This window comes from Vreelandella titanicae BH1 (assembly GCF_000336575.1).
GTDB lineage: Bacteria > Pseudomonadota > Gammaproteobacteria > Pseudomonadales > Halomonadaceae > Vreelandella > Vreelandella titanicae.
On sequence record NZ_AOPO01000007.1, the window covers coordinates 1 to 21106 of the forward strand.

23 protein-coding genes are annotated in these 21106 nt (G+C 57.6%); 9 read left to right on the plus strand and 14 right to left on the minus strand.

All coding sequences use genetic code 11. The annotated features are described in order from the left end of the window. From HALTITAN_RS13755 to HALTITAN_RS13765, 3 genes are all read left to right on the plus strand, one after another. A partial coding sequence (locus HALTITAN_RS13755; protein ID WP_039859494.1) for a DUF4214 domain-containing protein occupies positions 1-372 on the plus strand: 372 nt, incomplete at its 5' end. 221 nt (positions 373-593) lie between these two features. Further along, positions 594-1601, plus strand: a complete 1008-nt coding sequence (locus HALTITAN_RS13760; RefSeq protein WP_009287468.1) for a GlxA family transcriptional regulator — start codon at positions 594-596, stop codon at positions 1599-1601. After that, on the plus strand, positions 1592-2755 hold the full coding sequence (locus HALTITAN_RS13765) for an MFS transporter (protein WP_009287469.1): 1164 nt from the start codon (positions 1592-1594) through the stop codon (positions 2753-2755). Before HALTITAN_RS13760 ends, HALTITAN_RS13765 begins: the two co-directional genes overlap by 10 nt. On the opposite strand, the gene HALTITAN_RS13770 is transcribed toward HALTITAN_RS13765, so the two are convergent. The 5 genes from HALTITAN_RS13770 to HALTITAN_RS13790 are packed head-to-tail and all read right to left on the minus strand — an operon-like array spanning position 2752 to position 8090. Continuing rightward, positions 2752-3198 (minus strand): phosphatase domain-containing protein, encoded by a 447-nt coding sequence (locus tag HALTITAN_RS13770; protein WP_027957001.1) that lies wholly within the window; start codon positions 3196-3198, stop codon positions 2752-2754. The genes HALTITAN_RS13765 and HALTITAN_RS13770 overlap by 4 nt on opposite strands. Continuing rightward, the gene (locus HALTITAN_RS13775) at positions 3186-4277 is read right to left on the minus strand and encodes an MBL fold metallo-hydrolase (RefSeq protein WP_027957000.1); all 1092 of its coding nucleotides are present in this window, start codon (positions 4275-4277) and stop codon (positions 3186-3188) included. The genes HALTITAN_RS13770 and HALTITAN_RS13775 overlap by 13 nt, the downstream gene beginning before the upstream one ends. Beyond that, positions 4274-5365: an ABC transporter ATP-binding protein gene (locus HALTITAN_RS13780; protein ID WP_039859498.1), complete on the minus strand. Its 1092-nt coding sequence runs from the start codon at positions 5363-5365 to the stop codon at positions 4274-4276. The genes HALTITAN_RS13775 and HALTITAN_RS13780 overlap by 4 nt, the downstream gene beginning before the upstream one ends. Beyond that, positions 5353-7083 carry an ABC transporter permease gene (locus tag HALTITAN_RS13785; RefSeq protein ID WP_009287470.1) on the minus strand — a complete coding sequence of 577 codons (1731 nt, stop codon included), beginning with the start codon at positions 7081-7083 and terminating at the stop codon, positions 5353-5355. The genes HALTITAN_RS13780 and HALTITAN_RS13785 overlap by 13 nt, the downstream gene beginning before the upstream one ends. Positions 7084-7085: 2 nt before the next feature. Continuing rightward, complete coding sequence (locus tag HALTITAN_RS13790; RefSeq protein ID WP_009287471.1) at positions 7086-8090, minus strand: ABC transporter substrate-binding protein; 1005 nt, start codon at positions 8088-8090, stop codon at positions 7086-7088. Positions 8091-8224: 134 nt separating this feature from the next. On the opposite strand from HALTITAN_RS13790, the gene HALTITAN_RS13795 reads away from it, so the two are divergent. Together HALTITAN_RS13795 and HALTITAN_RS13800 are read left to right on the plus strand one after the other, a co-directional pair. Beyond that, a complete protein-coding gene (locus HALTITAN_RS13795) occupies positions 8225-8977 on the plus strand; it encodes a DeoR/GlpR family DNA-binding transcription regulator (protein ID WP_035538847.1) in 753 nt (250 codons plus the stop codon). A 64-nt stretch (positions 8978-9041) separates the two neighbouring features. Next, complete coding sequence (locus tag HALTITAN_RS13800) at positions 9042-9308, plus strand: DksA/TraR family C4-type zinc finger protein (protein ID WP_022521873.1); 267 nt, start codon at positions 9042-9044, stop codon at positions 9306-9308. Positions 9309-9320: 12 nt separating this feature from the next. On the opposite strand, the gene HALTITAN_RS13805 is transcribed toward HALTITAN_RS13800, so the two are convergent. Next, the gene (locus HALTITAN_RS13805) at positions 9321-9608 is read right to left on the minus strand and encodes a YrhK family protein (protein WP_309599324.1); all 288 of its coding nucleotides are present in this window, start codon (positions 9606-9608) and stop codon (positions 9321-9323) included. Positions 9609-9799: 191 nt separating this feature from the next. Between HALTITAN_RS13805 and HALTITAN_RS13810 the strand changes: the two genes are divergently transcribed. Together HALTITAN_RS13810 and mtnK are read left to right on the plus strand one after the other, a co-directional pair. Next, complete coding sequence (locus HALTITAN_RS13810) at positions 9800-11044, plus strand: GGDEF domain-containing protein (protein WP_009287472.1); 1245 nt, start codon at positions 9800-9802, stop codon at positions 11042-11044. Between the two features lie 63 nt (positions 11045-11107). Continuing rightward, a complete protein-coding gene (gene mtnK, locus HALTITAN_RS13815) occupies positions 11108-12370 on the plus strand; it encodes an S-methyl-5-thioribose kinase (protein ID WP_009287473.1) in 1263 nt (420 codons plus the stop codon). Between the two features lie 417 nt (positions 12371-12787). Here mtnK and HALTITAN_RS13820 read toward each other — a convergent pair whose 3' ends face one another. Genes HALTITAN_RS13820 through mtnB form a run of 3 tightly spaced genes read right to left on the minus strand, consistent with a single transcriptional unit; the run spans position 12788 to position 14622 of the window. Next, the gene (locus HALTITAN_RS13820) at positions 12788-13336 is read right to left on the minus strand and encodes a 1,2-dihydroxy-3-keto-5-methylthiopentene dioxygenase (RefSeq protein ID WP_039859499.1); all 549 of its coding nucleotides are present in this window, start codon (positions 13334-13336) and stop codon (positions 12788-12790) included. An 11-nt stretch (positions 13337-13347) separates the two neighbouring features. Next, complete coding sequence (gene mtnC / locus HALTITAN_RS13825; protein ID WP_009287474.1) at positions 13348-14034, minus strand: acireductone synthase; 687 nt, start codon at positions 14032-14034, stop codon at positions 13348-13350. Further along, positions 14035-14622 (minus strand): methylthioribulose 1-phosphate dehydratase, encoded by a 588-nt coding sequence (gene mtnB / locus HALTITAN_RS13830; RefSeq protein WP_051052045.1) that lies wholly within the window; start codon positions 14620-14622, stop codon positions 14035-14037. It abuts the gene before it with no gap. 105 nt (positions 14623-14727) lie between these two features. Between mtnB and mtnA the strand changes: the two genes are divergently transcribed. After that, the gene (mtnA, locus tag HALTITAN_RS13835) at positions 14728-15753 is read left to right on the plus strand and encodes an S-methyl-5-thioribose-1-phosphate isomerase (RefSeq protein WP_039859500.1); all 1026 of its coding nucleotides are present in this window, start codon (positions 14728-14730) and stop codon (positions 15751-15753) included. Between the two features lie 16 nt (positions 15754-15769). On the opposite strand, the gene HALTITAN_RS13840 is transcribed toward mtnA, so the two are convergent. The 4 genes from HALTITAN_RS13840 to HALTITAN_RS13855 form a co-directional block, all read right to left on the minus strand. Next, positions 15770-16450: an RES family NAD+ phosphorylase gene (locus HALTITAN_RS13840; protein WP_009287476.1), complete on the minus strand. Its 681-nt coding sequence runs from the start codon at positions 16448-16450 to the stop codon at positions 15770-15772. Then, entirely contained in the window at positions 16447-16848 is a 402-nt protein-coding gene (locus HALTITAN_RS13845; protein ID WP_039859501.1) for an MbcA/ParS/Xre antitoxin family protein, read from the minus strand. Before HALTITAN_RS13845 ends, HALTITAN_RS13840 begins: the two co-directional genes overlap by 4 nt. Before the next feature lie 95 nt (positions 16849-16943). Continuing rightward, positions 16944-18782, minus strand: coding sequence for a DNA helicase RecQ (gene recQ / locus HALTITAN_RS13850; protein WP_039859502.1), 1839 nt, complete (start codon positions 18780-18782; stop codon positions 16944-16946). Positions 18783-19033: 251 nt separating this feature from the next. Continuing rightward, complete coding sequence (locus tag HALTITAN_RS13855; protein WP_161609180.1) at positions 19034-20275, minus strand: calcium-binding protein; 1242 nt, start codon at positions 20273-20275, stop codon at positions 19034-19036. A gap of 30 nt (positions 20276-20305) precedes the next feature. Here HALTITAN_RS13855 and HALTITAN_RS25575 point away from each other — a divergent pair, with 30 nt between their 5' ends. After that, positions 20306-20686, plus strand: a complete 381-nt coding sequence (locus tag HALTITAN_RS25575) for a hypothetical protein (RefSeq protein WP_161609181.1) — start codon at positions 20306-20308, stop codon at positions 20684-20686. Positions 20687-20736: 50 nt separating this feature from the next. Here HALTITAN_RS25575 and HALTITAN_RS25580 read toward each other — a convergent pair whose 3' ends face one another. Further along, a complete protein-coding gene (locus HALTITAN_RS25580) occupies positions 20737-20913 on the minus strand; it encodes a hypothetical protein (RefSeq protein ID WP_161609182.1) in 177 nt (58 codons plus the stop codon). Positions 20914-21106: the final 193 nt, after the last annotated feature.

Sequence of the window (21106 nt, forward strand, 5' to 3'; positions counted from 1 at the left end):
GCCGGCTTAGCCGGAGAGTCACCTAATGAGGCGACGTTTAATGAATGGCTGGAGAGTGGCCAAACACCAGAAGCACTAGCGGCCAGCCTGCTGGAAAGCGAAGACTTGCTAACCACCGGCGAGCCGCTCGATGTTGAGGCCTTCATCGATACGCTTTATGAGCGGGTGCTCAATCGCACACCGGACACCGCTGGCGAGCAGTATTGGCAAGAGGTGCTGCAAAACGGAGAGGCTACGCTGGTTGAAATGGTGCTGGCGTTTACGGACTCCGACGAACACCAACAACTCAGCCGTCCAGACGTGGATAATTATCTGGATCCAGCCAACCTGATAGGCGTTGAAACGGACCTTGAGTCCTACCTGTTCGGCTAGGGTCATGGACTAACCCCACGGCACCGCCACTAAGTGGCGGTGCCGTGGGTTGATTATGGCTAACGACGAGTAAAACAACTTTTGCTTAGGGAATGCCTTGAGCGAAAGCTTTGTAACTTTTTAGATGTGTCTATATTGGTGGGGTAATCGTCCTTGCCGACATAAGCCGCAGCGCTGACACTCTCTCTAATGCTTCGATTCCCCCTTAGCGGAGAGAGACTGTGACTCGCCATATTGCTCTATTTGCCTATCCCGACTGCCAACTGCTGGATGTCTGCGGTCCCTGGCAGGTGTTTGCCAGCGCCAATGCACTAAGCCCCCAGCCGCTCTATCAGTTAACTCTGGTCGCCGATGCCGTCGGCCCGGTTGCCACCAACGGCGGCCTAGCAGTGCACGCTACGCACACCTACCATCAACTTACCCCTTTACTGCCCCTGGATACGCTGTTGGTAGCGGGTGGCAGTGGTGTCATCCAGCAGAGTGAAATAGCCGCCGTGAAACAGGCGCTTTGTGAGATCGCCCCAGAGGTACGACGACTTGGGTCCATCTGCTCTGGAGCATTTTTGTTAGCCGCTGCAGGGCTATTGGATGGCTGCCGCGTTACCACCCACTGGCGCCATGCCCAGCAATTAGCCGAGGAGTACCCCGCGCTTAGCGTCGAGCCCGATGCGTTGTATGTCGAAAGCAACGCTCGCTATACCAGCGCAGGCGTAACGGCAGGGATTGATTTGGCGCTTTCGCTGGTAGAAGCAGATCACGGTGCTGATCTAGCTGGTCGAGTGGCCCGTGAGCTAGTGGTGTTTTTGCAGCGCCCTGGTGGGCAGTCGCAGTTCAGCGAGATACTGCGACACCAACAAGAGGCGGGGCCGCTGCGCCGCTTGCTGGATCAGCTCCACGCCGACCCCAGCGTAGATCACGGGCTTGAGAGCATGGCCGACCTGATGGCGGTCTCCCCGCGCCATTTAACCCGGTTATTTAGGCGCTACTTAAATACCACCCCCGGCGCTTACCTGACCCAACTACGTCTTGAACAAGCGCGCTTGGCGCTGCTTAACGGGCGCGAAAACGTATCCCTCGAGCGCCTGGCGCAACGCTGGCGGCTGGGCGGCGCAGAACAACTGCGCCGCCAGTTTCAGCGTTACTACGGCGTATCACCCTCGGTATATCGCCAGCGCTTTGCGTCTTCCCATACAGATGATTCTATTCAGGAGAGCGTTTCATGCCTTTAACCGTCACCCTATTGTCGCTCTGCCAGGCGCTACTGGTTACCGGTAATGTCTTACTGATTGCCGTTTCGCCGCTGATTGGGGCGTCTTTGGCGCCAAGTGCGTCCTGGTCGACCGCGCCGGTCGCCACCCAGTGGCTGGGGCTGATGTGTGCCACCATTCCCGCCTCGTTAATTATGGCCAGGCTGGGCCGGAAGCGCGGCTTTATACTGGGCAACCTTGTGGGACTGGTGGGCGCACTGCTCGCCGTGCAGGCGCTGATCGGCGAGCGCTTTGGGCTGTTCTTGCTGGCAACCTGGCTGATTGGTATCGGCATTGGCTTTGGTCAGCTCTATCGCTTTGCCGCGGTGGAAGCTGCCCCTACGCCGATGCGTGACCGGGCGATTGGTTTGGTGATGGGGGGCGGTGTGCTGGCTGCATTTGCCGGGCCGTGGTTGGCCAGAGTGAGCCGTGAGCTGGGGGAGGTGCCGTTTCTGGGCAGCTTTGTGGGCTTGGCAGCGCTCTACGCACTGGCGTTAGTGGTGCTGATGCTGACGCAACTACCGCCTGCTTCCCGCACCCACGGCGAAGGCAATGCACTGTCGCTGGGTAAGATACTCCGCCAGCCTGGATTTATTGTGGCGGTGAGCGCGGCGATGATCGGATACGGCGTGATGAATCTGGCCATGACCGCCACGCCGCTCGCCATGGCGGGGGCTGGACACCACTTTAACCATGTTTCAATGACCATTCAGTGGCACGTGGTAGCGATGTTTTTACCCTCGTTCTTTACTGGCCATTTGGCCACCCGCTTCGGCGCTAAGCAAGTCATTGTGGCCGGCTGCCTGCTGCTGGTGGCAAGTGCCTTGGTCGCTCAGTTGGGTATCAGTTTAGCCGGTTTCAACGTGGCGCTGATTTTGCTGGGCTTGGGCTGGAATTTTACCTTTCTGCCCGCTACCGGGCTGCTCACTGAGAGCTACCGCCCGGTGGATAAAGCGCGCACCCAGGCCGCCAACGAGTTTTTAGTCTTTGGCACCGCCGCTATCACTGCGTTGCTCGCTGGGCCCTTGGTCAGCGGCTTAGGCTGGGCGACACTTAATCTACTGTTGATCCCTATCTCGCTGGTGCCCTTGGCGGTGCTGGTGTGGCAGCACCGAACCAAGCTGGCAAACGCTTAAAAATCCCCCGGCGCGCACTGCAGGCAAGTAAGCCCGAGCGCGCGCCACTGGGCGACCACGGCATCACGGTCATCCAGCACCAGCCAAGGCGTAAAGCCGTCGCTGCGCATTTGATTGAGTAGCGCGGCTTTCACCTCTTCATCATCTATATGGTCATCGCCCTCAGGGCGCAGGTACATGGCATCAAAGGGGATAGTGTGGCGCTCTAGCCAGCGCTGGGTATGCTCACGATGGCTATCCGGGCGGCCGCTGCAAATCACGATCTGCTGGCCTTGGGCCTTCAGTATCTTGACCAGCTTGGCCACCGCTTCGATCACCGGCGCTTCGGCCATATGGGCAAAGAAGGGCTCCCACTGTTTTTGGCTGCCCAGCACCCAGTCACTGACCTGGTGGGGGTGAAACTCGGCTAAGGTGCCGTCAACATCAACAATTACTGCGGACATGCAAAACTCCCTAAACTGGAAAGGGTGACTAGACGTGAATGAGCAGATAAACGCTGGGCAGTGCAGAGGCGCTCGCCTAGTAGTCCATGCCAGGCATTCAATTCGTTATTGGCAAGCTGGGTAAATAGCGGCACCACTTGAGTGGCGCCCAACTGATCGGCAAGCGCCACCAGGTGCGACGCGCGTAGGTGAACATTCCAGCGCTGCCAACTGATTTGGCCTGCCGCTAGCTCGGCGCGGCGATCAGGAGTCAGATAGCCGGTGTGGAGCAGGTGGTGGTCGGGCCACTGTTCCGGCGTATCGCTGCGATCGCACATCAACATAAGGGTTGGCGGGCAAGCGTTTTGCCGCGCTAAAAGCGAGCGAATCGAGTGGTCGAGCCCAGGCCGACGCAGTGTTGCAGGCAGTGCCAATAGCGCGGCCAGGTTGTCGCGAATCACCGGGTCGATGGCGAGCGTTAACTGCCGCTGGTCAGCTTCTTCCGCCAGCCATAGTGCCATTTCCAGGGCACGGCCGGTTTCCGGCACTGGAAATGCCAGCGGCTGATAAAGATGCTCACTAATGGCCTGTACACAATGTGCTTGGGGTTGGTCGTAGCTGCCGTAGGAGGCATCCAGTAGCGCAATAGCCGCTTTCGGCGGAGTATCAAAAGGAAACAGTCGCGACTCAAAACAGGCGTCGCCGCTATAGTAAACACCGCCCCCTACCGCTAAATGTAGCCACACACCGCCTAGCGAGTGCCCCGCTTGGCCGGTAGTAACGGTGATGCCTTCCACCTCTAACGTACCGCGTTCGGGCAAGGAGCGCCACGCGCGGTTGTGAGGCAAGGCCTTGGCTACCAGCGGTGTGCAATAAAGTGGCACGTTCTCCGCTAGCTCGGCCACGCCGCCAATATGGTCAATATGGTCGTGGCTAATCAGCACGGCATCCACATTCAGGTTGTTTGCCCAAGTAATGGCGTCATCCGGGTGGAGTGCACCGCCTGCATCTAGCAGTAAGCGTTTTCCCTGGGCTGCTACCACTATCGCGGCAGGCCCTTTGGCGCCTAAACCACTGAGAATCTCGATAGTGACACTCATTGGTCGGGCTCCAGGCACCAGCCCTGCTGAAGGTCGACGGCAACCTGGCTACCCAGGTCGGGCGCGGTGTGGTGGTAGGCCAGCAGTGTTTCCCCGCTGGGCAGGCGCAGTGTGAGCTCATAGCGCTCGCCGCGGAAAATCACGCTCTCCACCTGTGCGGCAAGCTGGTTATGAGTGGGAGCCGCGGAGGATGCTAGTGCCGCGCTGATCTGAATATGTTCCGGGCGCACCAGCACGCTTTGGGTTCGTTCGGACTCGATGGCGTTCAGCCCGCGCATCAGGGCCGCGCCCTCAAGGAGCTTCCCTGGGTGACCGGCGGCGACCTTTAATTGGCTGCCCTGGCCGATAAAGCCCGCCACCCAGGCGGTTCTCGGCTGCCTGTAAAGGGTTTCAGGGGCGCCCCATTGAACCAGCTTGCCCGCTTTCATCACGGCGATTTTGTCCGCCAGCGCCATGGCTTCGGTTTGGTCGTGGGTGACATAGACCAGCGTGGCGCCAGTGCGCTGGTGAAAATCGCGGAAGCTGTGCTCCATGGTGGCGCGCAGGTGCCGATCAAGGTTGGCCAGCGGCTCATCCAGCAGCACCACCGAAGGGTCGCTCACCAAGCAGCGCGCCAGGGCCACCCGCTGGCGCTGGCCGCCGCTAAGGGCTTGGGGCATGCGATCGGCGTAGGCATCGAGCTCCACCAGGGCTAGGGCCTGCTGCACCTTTTGCTGATACGCCGCCCCGCGCAGGCCGCGTAGCTTGACCGGGTAGCCGACGTTGTCAGCCACGCTCATATGCGGCCATAGCGCATATGATTGGAACACCATGGCCATATTGCGCTGTTCAGGCGGCACATGGGTATCGGCGCTGGCCAGGGTGCGATTGGCTAATTGAATCGTACCGTCGTTGATCGTTTCAAAGCCTGCCAGCATGCGTAGCATGGTGGTTTTGCCACAGCCGCTGGGGCCGAGCAGGGCGACAAACTCGCCTGGATTGATCGTCAGCGACAGCGCATCAACTGCCGTCTGCTCGCCAAAGCGCTTGGTGACACGGTCGATCGTTAGCCCTGCTGTGTTTAACCCTGATGTGTCTAGCTCTGCCATGGAATGACTCCTTTGGGTAAACGCGGCGCCAGTAAACTGAGTGTCAGCATCAGCGAGGCGACCATGATCACCACCAGCACTGACACCGCAGAGGCCAGCACGCTTTCGCCGCCTTCGTCGAGGTTGAAAATCAGCACGCCGAGGGTTTCGTTACCGGCGCTCCATAGCAGGGCTGACACGGTCAGTTCGTTGACCGCCAGCAGAAACACCAGCAGGCCGCCTGCGAACAGCGCGGGCGCGACCAGGGGTAAAATAATGCTGCCCAGGCGCCGCCAGGGGCCTGCACCCGCGAGCTGTGCCGCCTCTTCAAGGGAAGGATCCAGCTGCGCCAGGCTGGCGGCGACGGGCTTGACGCAGACCACCAGAAAGCGCGCCAGGTAAGCGATAAAAATCAGCCCCAAGGTGCCGTAGAGCGCCACATTGATAATCGGCAGCGGGCGAACAAATAGCAGGATGCAGGCAATGGCCAATACCACGCCGGGAAGCGCATAGGGAATCTCAATGGCACTGAGTACCATACCCCGCCAACGCTCCGGCAGGCGCTGTAGCCGGTAAGCCAATGGCAGACTGAGCAGCATCAGCACCACAGCCGCGCTGCCCGCCAGCCACAGACTGTTGTTCACCGCTCGCCATGTGGCGCCTTGGCGACCCACCACTTCGGCGTAAGCGTTCAGGGTGGCGGTCTCGGCGTTTAATGGCACGCCCATGGCGGGTACCAGCGAGCTGATGATCAGGGCAAGCAGCGGCGCGACCAGAATAATCAGTAAGATCCCGACGAGCGTGGCGGTCACCAGCGAGCGCCAGCTTCCCAGGGTGAAATCATGGGAGCGCCCACTATGGCCGCCCAGCCCGAAGCGGCTGCGATTCATTAACTGCTGCTGTAACGCCACCCCGGCCAGTGCCAGTAACCCAATCAGCAAGGAGAGCGCAGCCATCTCTGCCAACACCCCGGTGCCGAAGTTGGCCATACGCTGGTAGATCAGTGTGGGCAGCACGTAATAGCCTGCGGGAATACCCAGCATGGCGGGGATGCCAAAGTTGCCCAGGCTGGAGATAAACGCCATCGCGCCCCCGGCGATCAAGCCGCTACGGGTCACGGGTAGAATAATGTGACCCCACACCTGGGTCTGTTTGGCACCGCTAATGCGGGCGGCTTCAATAAGCTCTCGGGGTAGCGAAAGCAGGCTGGTGCGCAGGGCTAAAAACACCAGCGGTGCGCTCTGGATGCCCAGCAGTAAGGCGATACCTTCAGCGGAGTAGAGTGGTTGCGGGCTGCCCAGTGGTGGCGCCAAGCCAATGCTTTTCAGTAGCGGGCTGGCCGGGCCAAAGAGCTGCAGCCAGCTCAGGGCGGTAACCTGGGGCGGAATCATCATCGGCAGCATAAAGCAGAACACCAGCCACGCTTTGCCGCGCACATTGGTGAGCGTGGTGGCAAAGGCGAATAGACTGCCCAGCACCAGAGCGATCAGCATGCCGAGCCCCGAGGTATACAGGCTATGCCAGAGTGCTCGCCAAGTGCTGGCACTACTGAGCACCTGCCACAGCGGTGACTGGCGGCCCTGAGCAAGATCGCTCAACGCCTCCATCAGCAGACGCAGGCTGGGTGCCAGGCTCAGCAGTACAATGGCGATCAGCAGGCTTGAAAGCAGCCAGCGGTGCTGGCTGCCGTACTTGTTGTCGTTACCGGTCTTGTTGTCAAAGATGAGAGCGGACGTCATGATTACCCGCCGAAGAGGTCACTAAAACTCTGTTTAAGCTCTTCTTCCTGCGCCAATGCCTGCTCGGTATCAACCGGCATCAGGGTAATGCTATTGCGCTCGGGGAAGCCTTCCGGTGGGGTAACGTCGTTGTGAGCAGGCAGATAGCCTTGCTGGCTGACCAGCTCCTGGCCCTGCTGGGAAAGCACAAAATCAACAAACTTTTGCGCGGCCTCGACATTCTCTGCACCTTGCATAATGGCGACCGGCTCGGTCACCGCGCTCACGCCCTCTTCCGGGAACACGAATTCGACCGGCGAGCCTTTGGCAGCTTCACGAATTGGCAGGAAATCCACCACGATGCCGTAGGGCTTGGTGCCCGCGGCCACGGCATTAAATACGCCACCATTGCCGCCCTGTGCTTCGGTACGGTTTTCATGAAGCGCTTCGTAATACGCCATGCCAAGGTCAGGGTTGGCAGTGATCGACGCCATATGGATCAGTGCCGCGCCGGAGTAAAGCGGACTAGGCATGGTGACCAACCCTTCGTAGTCAGGCCCCAGCAGGTCTTGCCAGCTCTGCGGCTGATGCTCGGCGCCGGTGTTATAGACAATCCCGGTGGTGATCAGCTTGGTGCCGTAGTAGTAGCCTTCTGGGTCATACAGGTCGGCGTCATAGGCCTGGCGCTCATCGCTTAGGTAAGGCTGTAAATGGCCCTCTTGCTTAAGTGATTCCATGGTCATGCTGTCGGCAATCAGCAGCACGTCAGGGTTGCTCACCCCGGCTGAAAGTTCCGAGCGCAGCCGGGTCATCAAGCGCGTGGTACCGTCGCGTACCCACTCCACTTCAATATCAGGATAGGCTGCTTCAAAGGCGTCAACGGTTTGCTGTGCATCGCTATTGGGCTGGCTGGTGTAGAGCGTTAGCGTTTCGTTCGCCGCTACCTGAGCCGAAAGGGAAAAGCTGGCTACCGCGACGGCAGTAGTAAGGGCAGATGTCGGAATAGATAACAGGGGGCGCTTCAACATGGGTAAACCTCCAGTGAGTGAACCCCACCTAAGCTACTGTCATCTGCTTACAACAAAGTGACACTATGCTTTCGTTCAACATTTTGTAGCTTTCGTTTGCTGCACTTTTTGCTTTCGTTGTGCCGAGAGGGGTTATGCGCCAGTTCGAACGTCGACAACAGCTGTTACAGCGAATCCACTCACAAGGGCGCCAGTCGGTAGACAGCCTGGCAGGCGAGTTTGGGGTTTCTGTGCAAACCCTGCGTGGGGATATTCGCCACCTAGCCGATAAAGGCCTGGTGCTGCGCCGCCAAGGGGAGGTGCTGCCGTTTCCCGAGCAGGAAAATATCGGCTACGACCAGCGTCAGATCGTTAACGTGGCGGGTAAACGGCAGATCGCGGCGCGGGCAGCGAGCTTGGTACAGGATCATCAAGCACTGTTCTTAGGCACGGGCACCACGGTTGAGCAGTTGGCCGATGCGCTGAGTGATAAGCAAGGCCTGCATATCATGACCAATAACCTGCATGCGCTGATTAAGCTGTGCCAGTTGAAGTGTGAGTTAGTAGTAGCCGGTGGGCGAGTGCGTCGTCGCGACCAGGATGTGATTGGCGGCGATGCCTGGCGCTTTTTTCAACGCTACCGTGCCGATGTGGGGATTGTGTCGGTGGGGGGAATGGATAGCCATGGCCAGCTTTATGACTACAACGACGACGAAGTGATGGCCCGTGAGGCGCTGTTGGCCCATGCCGGTTATCGCGTGTTAGTGCTGGATAAAACCAAGTTCGACCTGCCACTACGCTGCGCCGCGGGTCAACTGGGTGATTATGATGCCGTAGTGACCGATGTACCGCTGCCAGACAAACTACGCAGCCCCTTGGCTGCCCAAGGCGTTCGGTTTTTGGGCTAACGGTGCACGCTTCTCGTTACTGCTATGCTGATAGATTGCTAGTGCCGAAGCGAGGAGTGCGATTATGGCAGGTGGATGGGCAAAAGATGGCGCCGAACAAGAGCAGATGGAAAGCACGCTAGAGGATGCGGTGCAGCGTGCGCGTAGCCAGTTGCCCCGCGGCGAAAGTCTTGAGGTTTGCGAAGAGTGTGGCAATCCCATTCCTGAACCGCGCCGTAAAGCGATTCCGGGCGTTAGACTGTGTGTGGTGTGTCAGGGTGAATTGGACAAAAAGCAGTCGGCCTATAGTGGCTACAACCGTCGTGGTAGTAAAGATAGCCAACTGCGTTGAACGGGCTTGTGTCTAAGCGTCCTGGTCGGTGTCCGGCAACTGCTTAAAATAGACATAGCGGTGAAGGCGAATCGCTGGGCGAATCAGCAGTTGGATGCTACCTATCACAAACAGCCACACGCCGACAGTTTGAACCGCACCCTGGTAAAAAAAGCAGACACTGCCGATCGTAAACCAAATGCCCAGCATAAAGTCGTTGATCATGCTAAGCACCTCATAGCGTTGGTGCACAACGAGTTCGCGATGCCCAATGATGAAAGTCCAGTCGTTAGTCACCGGATCCTGTTGGCGCTGCATCATTAGTCTCCTGGTTGAATGTTCAATTAATGAAAATTGGGATGAGTTTCGTTTAACATGTGTACCAATATTCATTTTAACTAAACGCTATTGTGGCACACTATCGTCGTACTCAAAGGTAGTATTAGGCTTCTGATGTTCATTGATGATACATGAAAGCCACAAGTAACCGGGTGCGGCATTGAGGGCGAGTAATGATCAATGACACGCTGCTGACAGCGGTGGAAGATGAGTTGCGTAGAGGGCCTTGGCGGTTACGTTTTGCTGATGAAGTGGAAGCAAGGTTTGAAGAAGATACTCAGCGCCAACGTAGCCGTAGCATGGTCATGGCAGGGTTGATATCGGCGATCATCTACTGCTTGTTTTTGATCAACGACCACAGCTTTCGACCGGATACTTTCGCCACCGCGCTAGCGTTAAGGGTGGGGGTAATGCTGCCTTTTGGTATGCCAATTCTGTGGTGGGTTTACCGTGGTGTGTCTCCAGCCCAACGTGAAACGTTAATGGCGAGTACGGTGATCGTTGCTACGGTGATTTCATGTTTGATCTTGGTGGAATCCACCGTTCCTTACTCTTACCTGGATGTTTTCTCTTTCGGCCTTATTTTGCTGGTGGGTAATATTGTTTACTCACTGCGGTTTAACTATGCCTGCGTCTCATCTGCCATTTGTATATTTATAATACTGCTTTTTGTTCTATCTTATGACCCCATGCCGCCAGAGGCGAAGCGGCTAGCAATATTTACTATTATCGCTCAGACGCTGTTTACGTTAGTGGCCAACTATCGTTTCGAGCAGAGCGAGCGAACCTCCTACTTGCATGTATTGAAAGAAAAGCTCCGCGCTGGCTATTACTTAAAAGATAACCAGGAACTGTCGCGCATGTCGGTGACTGATCCTTTAACCAATCTTGCCAACCGGCGCCAGTTCGATACGGTTTTTCCTGTGCGCTGGCAGGAGGCTACCGATAAAGGCCTTTGTTTAGGGCTGATGGTGATCGATATCGATCATTTCAAAGCTTACAACGACTACTATGGGCATCCTCAGGGTGACGAGTGCTTGCGCCAAGTCGCTACTGCCATGCAGGCCAATAGCCGTGATGCCGATTTAGTGGTGCGTTTTGGCGGTGAAGAGTTTGTAGTGCTAATAGCCAATGCATCGCCTGAGGCGGCAAAACCGGCGGCCGAGCGCATTCGGTGCAACGTGGAGGCCTTGGAAATTCCTAATCACGGTGTCTCGGCGCAAAGCGTTGTTACCGTTAGCGTTGGCGTTGCAGTACTCTACCCGAAAGTTAGCCTTGCCCCAGCCGAACTATTATCTCAGGCAGATGAAGCGCTTTATGAAGCCAAGCGGCAAGGCCGCAACCGTGTATGGGTGGCTAGTGCGATTGATTCATCATCTGGCGATAATGCTATTGATGGCTTAAGCGTATCAGCCTAATCGTGGAGATTAACGGGCCAACAGGCCCTAGCCAAACACGTAAACGTTTGTGAGGAGAGAACTGTGGAGATTGATCAACATTACCGCGCGCTAAGCGTTGACACTCTATCCCAGCGGCTTGGTGATGTTGAGGCGGTGGTTAGACGCGTGGGCGAAGAACCCGCGAGCTGGGACATTCGCGAGGTGGGTGACGGCAACCTCAACCTAGTGTTTATCGTCTCCGGTGACGCGGGCAGTGTAGTGGTTAAGCAGGCGCTTCCCTATGTACGTATGGTCGGCGAGAGTTGGCCGTTGCCGGTCTATCGTGCCCACTTTGAGTACTACGCCTTGGTGCGTCAGGCCAAGCGTGCACCGGGCATTGCCCCTGAAGTCTACTACTTCGACAAGCCCCAGGCGCTGTTTGTGATGGAGTATCTGCACCCCCACACTATCTTGCGCCGTAAGTTGATCAACGGTGAGCGAGTCGCTCGACTTGGCGAAACCATCGGCAAGTTTTGCGCCCGCACGGCGTTTCGTGGCTCAGAGCTTTCGCTGAGTAGCCCAGAGAAAAAGGCGGATGTGGGGCTGTTTTCCGGCAATGTGGCGATTCCTGCCATTACCGAATCACTGGTATTTACCGACCCTTATTACGGCGCTGAAATGAATCACCACACCCCGGAGCTTTCACCGGTGGTGGATGAATTGCGCCGTAACGCGCGTTTAAAGGCCAAAGTACAGCGGCTGTTGATGAAGTTCACCGCGAACACCGAAACCATGCTGCACGGTGATTTGCACTCCGGCTCGATTATGGCCACGGATACCGATGTGCGGGTCATTGATCCCGAGTTTTCCCAGTACGGGCCGATGACTTTTGACCTGGGTATGGCGGTGGCCAACTTCCTGATGGCCTACTTCAGCCAGCCCGCTCACCGTCAAGAAGGTGAGCTTGATGAGTATCAGGCGTGGATCCTTGATGTGGTCGAGGCGTGCTTTAGCCACTTTGATGCCGAGTTTCGCCACCTGTGGCAAACCGAGCGGACGGGCATTCTATTTCCCAAATCGCTGTTTGAAGAGCAGGGCAATAGCGCCGACGACGCTTGTGATGCGCTACTGGAAGAGATTCGCCTGGATGCGCTGGCCTACTGCGGCATCGAAATGCACCGCCGTGTTTTATCACTGGCCCACAACGCCGACTTTGAAGAGATAGAAGACACAGGACTGCGCGCCAAGCTTGAAGCGCGCAATGTGCTGATGGGCCAAACGCTGATTATGGAGCCGGAAGCCTATAGTGACCTTACCGCGCTGGTGGATTTAGCCAGGGCGTATAACCAGCAAGAGGTGTTGTAAACGCCTGCCCCGTAGCGCGGTGTAACGAATCTCGCGAGGAACGAGCGTATGAGGCACCCGCGACGGCGGCGCCAGCCGCCTGGATAATGCCTCCGCGCCTGATCCGGCCTCGGTGCCACCTTCGGCACCGCTAGCGCGCTGCTTCCGCGGGTGCGCTGACGCTTACGCCGCGCTACATAATGAGCTCAGCGCAACTATTGCTAAGCCCCGTAGCGAGGCGTAACGAATCTCGCGAGGAACGAGCGTATGAGGCACCCGCGACGGCGGCGCCAGCCGCCTGGATGATGCCTCCGCGCCTGATCCGGCCTCGGTGCCACCTTCGGCAACGCTCGCGCGTTGCTTCGCGGGTGCGCTGACGCTTACGCCGCGCTACAACTGCCTCCCACGATTCACTACTTACGATTTACTATTCACTAATCAAAGCTGATCCAAGCGATCGAACTTCCCGGCGATATCACTTTCGGTCCAGTGTGGTACCCAGCCTTCCACATTATCGAAGAAGCGCAGCGCAGTGAATTCTGGCGCAGGGCCCATATCGAACCAATGGGGCGTGTTGGTGGGTACGCTAATCAGGTCGTTGCGGGTACATAGAACCTGATACACCTTGTCTTCAATGTGCAGGCAGAACAGCCCCTGACCTTTGACGAAGAAGCGCACTTCATCTTCGTGGTGGCGATGTTCGTTCAAGAACTTTTGACGCATGGCCTCTTTTTCTGGATGTGTAGGCACCATGTGCAGCACGTCGACGGTTTGGTAGCCGCCCTTGGCTTTTACCCGGTCGATATCTTGCTGATAAAGCGCCAAGATATCTTCCTGGGTGGCATCAGCGGCAATCTCGCCTGGCGTGGCCCAGCGCTCAAAAAGCACACCCACCTTGTGTAGCTCAGCGGTAATCTGCTCGCCGTCAGTGGTGTCGATCAGGGCATCGTTAGGGTTTTGATCAGCAAATACTTTTAGTTGCGACATCGTAGGGTCTCCTAAAGCGCAATTTCATCAAAGCGAGTAACGCAAGCATGGGTATTGCCCGCCTGTGTGCCTTCGCGCACCAACTGCAGGGTTTGCATGCCTGCCTGTTTGGCGGCGTCCAGTTCTTCGACCACGTCCGACAAGAACAGCACCGCTGCTGGCGGCAGGTCAAGCTCGGTGACAATGCGATGGTAAGCGGCAGCCTCACGTTTATGACCAATATGGGTATCAAAGTAACCGCTAAATAGCGGGGTTAGATCGCCCGCATCGCTATAGCCAAACAGCAGCTTCTGCGCCTGCACCGAGCCGGACGAGTAGACGTACAGCGCCTTGCCCAAGTCTTTCCACTGGCGCAGTGCCGGTGCTACATCGCTATATAGATGGCCTTTAAAGTCGCCGCGCTGGTAGCCATCGGCCCACACCATACCTTGCAGTGCTTTCAGCGGAGTAACTTTTTGGTCAGTCTCGATCCAGTGCAGCAACTGCGCAATAACTGATTCCAGCGTGGCATCAGGGGCGCCCATTTCACTGCGCACGGCATCAATCTGCTCGGCAACTGCAGGTGTGTCTGCATTCGCAAGTAGAAAGTCGGGCAACTTGGCGTGGGCGTAGGGAAAAAGCACCTTATGGACGAAGTTAATGTCCGTGGTGGTGCCTTCAATATCGGTCACAATGGCGCGAACAGTTGAATTACTCATTTAAGACCACCGACTCTCTTCAAGAACACAGGCAAGTAAAAACTCAATCGCTTCCAGGTGGCGGCGACAGCTGGCAATGCTATCGCCCACGGCATAAATGCCATGCCCTGCGACCAAAAAGCCCCAGGGCATCGGCCAGCCGCTGCGTACCTGCTCGGCCAGTTCTTCCATATCCTGGGAGTTGGGCACCACCGGTAACCGGATGGTAGCCTCGTGGGTCTCGTTGCCCGCTAAGGCTTTTTGCATTTCAAAGCCGTTGAGCTCTATGCCCTTAGGAAATCGTCGCGACAGCACCGTGCTGGCCACGGTGTGAGAGTGCAGCACGCAGTTAATCGACGCATCCAGACGATAGAGCGCGGCATGTAGATCGCTTTCTGCGCTAGGCTTACCATCGCCGGATAGCACCTTGCCATCCAGGTTGCAGAGCAAGAGGTCATCGGCCTGAATGCGGGTTTTATCCCGCCCAGAGGCGGTGACAAGATAGCCAGCCTCGGTACGGGCGGAAAAATTACCGCCGGTGGCTGGCGTCCAGCCTTGCTGCGCCGCCCACGAAATGGCGGCCAGCAGTTCAGTTTGTAGCGTCATCATAGGATCTGCGTCGCCTCTTCTAGTGGCAGCCATTCTATATGATAAGCTTCGCGCCTGATAAGCCGCGCCGTTGTTCCGCTACTCAAGTGCTCAAGGAGTCCATCAATGCCCCACTTACAGTCACGCAGTTTACGGGTCTATGCCGACCACCTTGAGTATTTGGATCAAACCCAACTGCCCCAGGCGGAGCAGTGGGTGCGTTGTGACTCGCCAGAAGAGTGGCAGCATGCGGTGAAAAACCTGGCGATTCGCGGGGCGCCGCTGATTGGTTTGAGCGCCGCCTTTGTACTGGCCCAATACGCCGCTCGCCATCCACAAAGTGATTGGCAGTGGGTAAGTGATCGCTTACGCGCCACGCGTCCCACAGCAGTCAACTTAATGTACTGCCTGGATGCCATGGAAGCCTGCTTTGAGCAAGGCGCCAACGCCCTGGCCGAACGTGCCGCTGGACTGTTTGCAGAAGACCGCGCGCTATGCCAACGCATGGCTGAACGGGGCGCTGACTTGCTGAAAATGGGTGACCGTGTGCTGACCCACTGCAATACTGGCGCGCTGGCGACCGCCGGGGTGGGCACGGCGATTGGTGCGCTGGCAGTGGCCAAACAGCGCGGTGTAGAGCTGCATGTATTTGTGGATGAAACCCGCCCGCTGCTGCAAGGTGGCCGCTTAACCGCCTGGGAGATGGCCGACCTGGGCATTCCCTACCAGCTAATTACCGATAGCATGGCTGCCAGCCTGATGTCAGCGGGCAAGGTAGATAAAGTGATGGTGGGCGCCGACCGTATCTGCGCCAACGGCGACTTCGCCAATAAAGTGGGTACTTACATGCTGGCGGTGATCGCTCACTACCACCAGGTGCCGTTCTATGTGGTAGCTCCCTACACTACGGTTGATCCCGCTTGTGCCACTGGTGCGGACATTCCTATTGAACAGCGCGACCCCGCCGAGATCCGCGGCGTCGCTGGTGCCTTTGGCGAGGTTATCTGGGCACCCGATAATGCACCGGTGTGGAACCCGGCCTTTGACGTCACTCCCGCCAAGCTCGTGACGGCTTGGGTGTTGGATACCGGCGTATTTGATGCCGCCGCGATAGCACGCGGCGAACACTGCCTGGGGCGCGGCGAAAATTAGGAGCGAAAGTTAATCGCTAGCCCAATAGCGTTAGCTCATAGACATGGCGGATATGCTGACCATCCCAGTCATAGCCAAGATGCCGTCCTTGCCTTGTGGCGGAGAGCACGGGCGGCCGTAGCACAGCGGCACACTCGCCTTCAGGGTCTCGAACGCTAGGGTAAACGATGCCGTCCGTGTGTTCCTCCCAGGCTTTTCTCCCCAAGGTTTGCCCAGCTGCCCAGCTATCCGGTCTGAGAAGCGTTTGGGCCGCATCCTGTCGGCGTAAATCAATTAGTTGGCCCGTTAAATCTGACAGATAAACACGCTGCTGAAGCATCATGGACGGTTCGTTTGACTCCCCCATAAAGCGCTCTGCGTGGTAAACGGTTTCGGCAATGGCGGTGGCTTCGGTGAGTGCGCAGTAGTAGGCGCCAAAGGTGCCATCGCTAAAACGCGAACCGGTCGCGGGGAAGTGGCAGAAGGCCGCCATGACGGGCGTCCAGCCGGGGCCGTAGCGACGGTCGTCATCACGAACCAAGTGAATAGCTCCCGTTTCCTCACGTAGCCTTGCGGAGGTTTCACCCTCCAGCTCATTGAGTAAGTCCCAGTCATCAGCGTTGCTGTTGACGCCTTCGAATAAATCAATGGGAGGGAAACGCGAGGGAATAACGCGGTAACTGGGCCGCCACGTAACGTTGCTCAACGGGAATGTCACGCATGCCCCCCACCACGCGCGGCATCCAAATGCTGGCGAACAACGTAGAGGTCGGAGACTTGTCCGTTTAACAGGCGCTCCATTGGTGTGTGACCGGCAAAAAGAGGGTTACGGTTGGCTCGCTGCAACCAACTGTTAGCCGCTTCTTTATTGGGCAATAGTATATGCAGTGCTTTGTAGATGCCGAGGATCAACGACATTCGCTCCAGATGATTGGCATCCAGGCGGGCATTCTCTGGTGCCTGCTTCCAACGCCGATAGGTGGAATCAGGCACCCCGAGCAGAAGAGCAGCTTCACTCTCTTTCAAACCCCATGTGTGTGAAATGTTGGGGTAGGTGCGCATCGCAGCGACCCCCATTTCGCGGCGCTTGTCGGCGGTTTTGTGTTGAATAGCCATCTATCTTCCTCCTCACTTATGTATAGAATACGCCAAGTGAGCGATTTTTGAAAATATTGACCATTTGAGCTTTTTTTAATGCCCGGCGCGCTGGTTCAACTGCTTTGCTCGGTTTCCTGATGCGCCAGAATGACGTCCAGAAAGCCCTCGCCGTAATCCGCCAGCTTGCGTGCGCCGATGCCGGAGATCGCGCCTAGTGCCGCTAGGCTTTGGGGTTTCTGCTCGATCATTTCAGCCAGGGTGGCGTCGTGGAAGATCACATAGGCTGGTACGCCCTGTGCTTCGGCCAGTTCCCGGCGGTGCTGTCGCAGGGCTTCCCACAGCGGGCCGTGGCCCTGCGGGGCAGAGGCGCCTTTGCTTCCCCGTCGGGCGGTTTTGGCTTTGCTGGGTTTGTTGCTTGGCTTGCGCAGAGTGAGGTTCTGCTCGCCGCGCAGCACCGGCTTGGCATTGGCAGTGAGCATAATGCCGCCGTGGCCCTCCATATCCACGCTTAAAAAGCCGCTGGCAATCAGCTGGCGAAAGAGCGCCTTCCATTCGTTGGCGGAGAGGTCTTTGCCTATGCCGTAGGTGCTGAGGCGGTCGTGACCAAAGCGGGTGATGCGCTCGTTGCTTTTGCCTAGCAGTACGTCCACCAGGTAGGTCACGCCGAAGCGCTGTTCGGTGCGGTAGACACAGGAGAGCGCCTTTTGCGCCGCCACGGTGGCCTCCCAGGTCTCGGGTGGGGTCAGGCAGTTGTCGCAGTTGCCGCAGGGGGCGTCCAGATGATCGCCAAAATAGTGCAACAGCGCCTGGCGGCGGCAGCTGATGATTTCACACAGCCCGAGCATGGCGTCGAGCTTCTGCTGTTCGATGCGCTTTTGATGGTCGGCGGCGCTGGAGTCCTGCTGCATCTGGCGCAGCGTGATCACGTCCTGAAGACCAAACGCCATCCATGCATCGGCGGGCAGGCCGTCACGCCCGGCGCGGCCGGTCTCTTGGTAGTAGGCTTCGATACTCTTGGGCAGATTGAGATGTGCCACAAAACGCACATCGGGCTTGTCGATGCCCATGCCAAAGGCGATGGTAGCCACTACCACCACGCCATCTTCACGCAGAAAGCGGGTCTGGTGGTGCTGGCGCTGCTCTGGGGGAAGCCCCGCGTGGTAGGGCAGTGCTGTCAGCCCCTGGCGTTCCAGCCAGGCGGCGGTCTCCTCCACCTTGCGCCGGGAAAGGCAGTAGACGATACCCGCCTCGCCGTCGTGGTGCTCGCGAATAAAGCGCAGCAGCTGTTCCTTGGCGTTGCCCTGATTTTCGGCGATATGGTAGCGAATGTTGGGCCGGTCAAAGCCGCTGTTGTAAAGCGCCGCTTCCTGGAGCTGCAGATGCTCCATGATATCGCCCCGGGTGGGCACATCGGCAGTGGCGGTGAGGGCGATGCGGGGCACCAGGGGAAAGCGCTGATGAAGCTGGGAGAGCTGGCGATACTCGGGGCGAAAATCGTGGCCCCACTGGGAGACGCAGTGGGCTTCATCAATGGCGAACAGTGCAATCCGGGTCTGCTCCAGCAGCATCTGCATACGGGGCGTGGCCAGCCGCTCGGGCGCGACATACAAAAGATCCAGCTCCCCCGCCCGCAGGCGGTTCTCCACCTCGACTGCCTCGTGATAATCGAGGCTGGAGTTCAGGTAAGCCGCCCTGACCCCGTTCTGCTCAAGCGCCGCCACCTGATCCTGCATCAGCGCGATCAGCGGCGAGACCACAATCGCGGTGCCTTCGCGCAGCAGTGCAGGGATTTGATAGCACAGCGACTTGCCTCCGCCGGTAGGCATCAGCACCAGCGCATCGCCACCGGCCATTACATGCTCAATAATAGCCTGCTGTGGGCCGCGAAAGCTGTCGTAACCAAATACTTCCTGCAACACCTTGAGGGCTGCCGGGTGAGGGGCGCCGTGCATCAATGCTCTCCTTATCTCGTGCTTGAGGAAGAATTGTCGCACGAAAACTCAAGGGATTTTGCCTAGCGAATCCCAGCGCGTAGATAACGACTGCACAAACTGGCGCTGGAAGAGCAAAATCTCTACCGAGTTGGTGACCTCTAATGGTCGGATAAAGTTGTTCCAGTGGTGGCTGATTGAGATCAGGCTATAAGAGCCAGTACGAGAGGGAACCGCGCTCGCCAGCAGGCGAGCGCGCGGATAGCCAAGACTCAGGCCAGGAACTGGCTGCTCTCGACCAGTTCGGCGATGCCAATGCTCTCCACCGTGACATAGAGGCCGTCCCGGGCGATGACCACGTCATTGTCCATCTGATTGGCGCTGCCGAGCAGATCTTCCTGATCCGCGAACAACTCACCCATGAACACCAACCAGTCCTGATCCCCCGCATGCTGGTTGAAGTCCTTGATCACGGCACTGCCTTGATACCCCTCGTCGAACATGAACAGGTCGTCGCCCACTCCTCCATAGAGTACATCGTTGCCGCCACGCACAATCAAGGTATCGTCGCCCTCACCACCATAGAGTTGATCATCGCCCAGGCCGCCTACCAGCGTGTCATCTCCCTCGCCGCCATGTAGCAAGCTACCGCTCTCCAGCGCCGTCAGGGTGTCGTTTCCTACACCGCCGAAGGCCACTGTTCCAGTGAGTTCGTCGTCACCAGCGCTGCCTTCTATATGTTCGCCATACTCAAGGTCTTGGCTGAATAGACCGAATGGGTCGAAGCGTTCGTCCTCGAGTCCGCGCTCGCCGACACTGTAGCGTTGCTGGGTCAGTGAAATGTCGAGTAGCGACAGGCCCTCGAACTCCACGTAACTGACATTTTCCACTTGCTTCAATCCAAGATCCTGCTTGGAATTGAGGAACAGCGTGCCGTCCGAGAGTTGATAGGCATCCCAATCCGCCCCATCGCCTTTGAGGCGCAGAGTGTTGACTCCCGAGCCGCCATCGGCACCGCTGGATAGCCGAATCAAGTCATCTCCCCCACCAGTGTAGATGTAGTCGCTATTCTCACCGCTGCGAACCTTGTCAGCATGTTCGGTGCCAATTAGAAACGCGGGTTGGCCAAAATGGTTTGAGCTCGAGGTCTGCTTGTCCTCTACCCAGACCGACGAGCGTGATAGAGAGGAAAGACTGGAAACAACCACCGCGCTGTCACGGTCGGTGTATTCATAGAAGGGCGAATCAGCGATACGCTGAATGGCATCCGTGATTATGCCATCGACATGGGCATACCAGCTCACCGGAATGTTCAGCAGTGAGAAAGCTGGTAATGGCCACAATGGTGAACCATACATATCGTTGAACAGTACGACATTGTCCCCGCTCGACTCGTAAGAGGTGTTGGGGTGGGTCAGCAGTGGCCCTTGTTCCTGCAGCGCCTCGAGGAAGGTATCTGCGTCTCCTGCCACACGATACACCGCATCATTCTCGTAGCCGTAGTTGTACACCACCTCGGGATCGTCATAGATCAGTGGCGACTCGTGACCGATATAGTCGGCCTCAGCGAAGAAGCCGTCGGCCAACTCCTCGCGAAAGCGCGCCATAATGTTCACCATCCCGCCCCCCAGGCTGTAGCCGGTGATCAGTGCGTCCTCAGCCTCCAGGCCGTTGGCCTGACTGTAATTCTTGAGCGCAATGAGCAGCGGCTCAAGGTTGGGTGCGATGGTGCCAGCATTGAGTTGCAGGTAGTCGACAATATCCACCGGCGAGTTGGTGCCGGTGAAGGTCAGCGATACCCGGGTCAGTTGTCCCTGTTCATCGAACTCGCCAAGCAGCTTGGCTTGGGGGCCAGTCGGCAGGGTGCCGGTAATCGGGCTCTCGATGATGTAGTGGCCGGCCCCATCGAGGGCGCTCGCGGGTAGGCCAAGCTCGGTCGGCGTCAGTTCCCGCCATCCCCCGGGCAGTCCGGTATCTATCTCATTGGGGTAGGCACCATCGGGTAAAGGTCTGTGAATCCTTGTATGATTTCCCGAGTCTGCGGAATGCCAATGGCGCCCGACAGGCTGGCGTAGGTGGCGAGCTTGTGGGATGTCAGCAGCAATTCGATGGATGCTTCACTGGTATAGTTTTTGTAGTCGAGCATTGCCATTAAGATACCTCCGTATCTCGTGCTATATGGTTGTTATTGTTGATCCATGATGCTGAAGTCACTGCATCTACGGGTGTGCCAAGGGCAACTCGAGGTATGAAATGACTGATTAAAACACTCGTATCATTCGAGTGTTTTAATAGCACAAGATATCCCCGCAGGAGGCAATGCGACATTAGTGGCGAGACCTTAG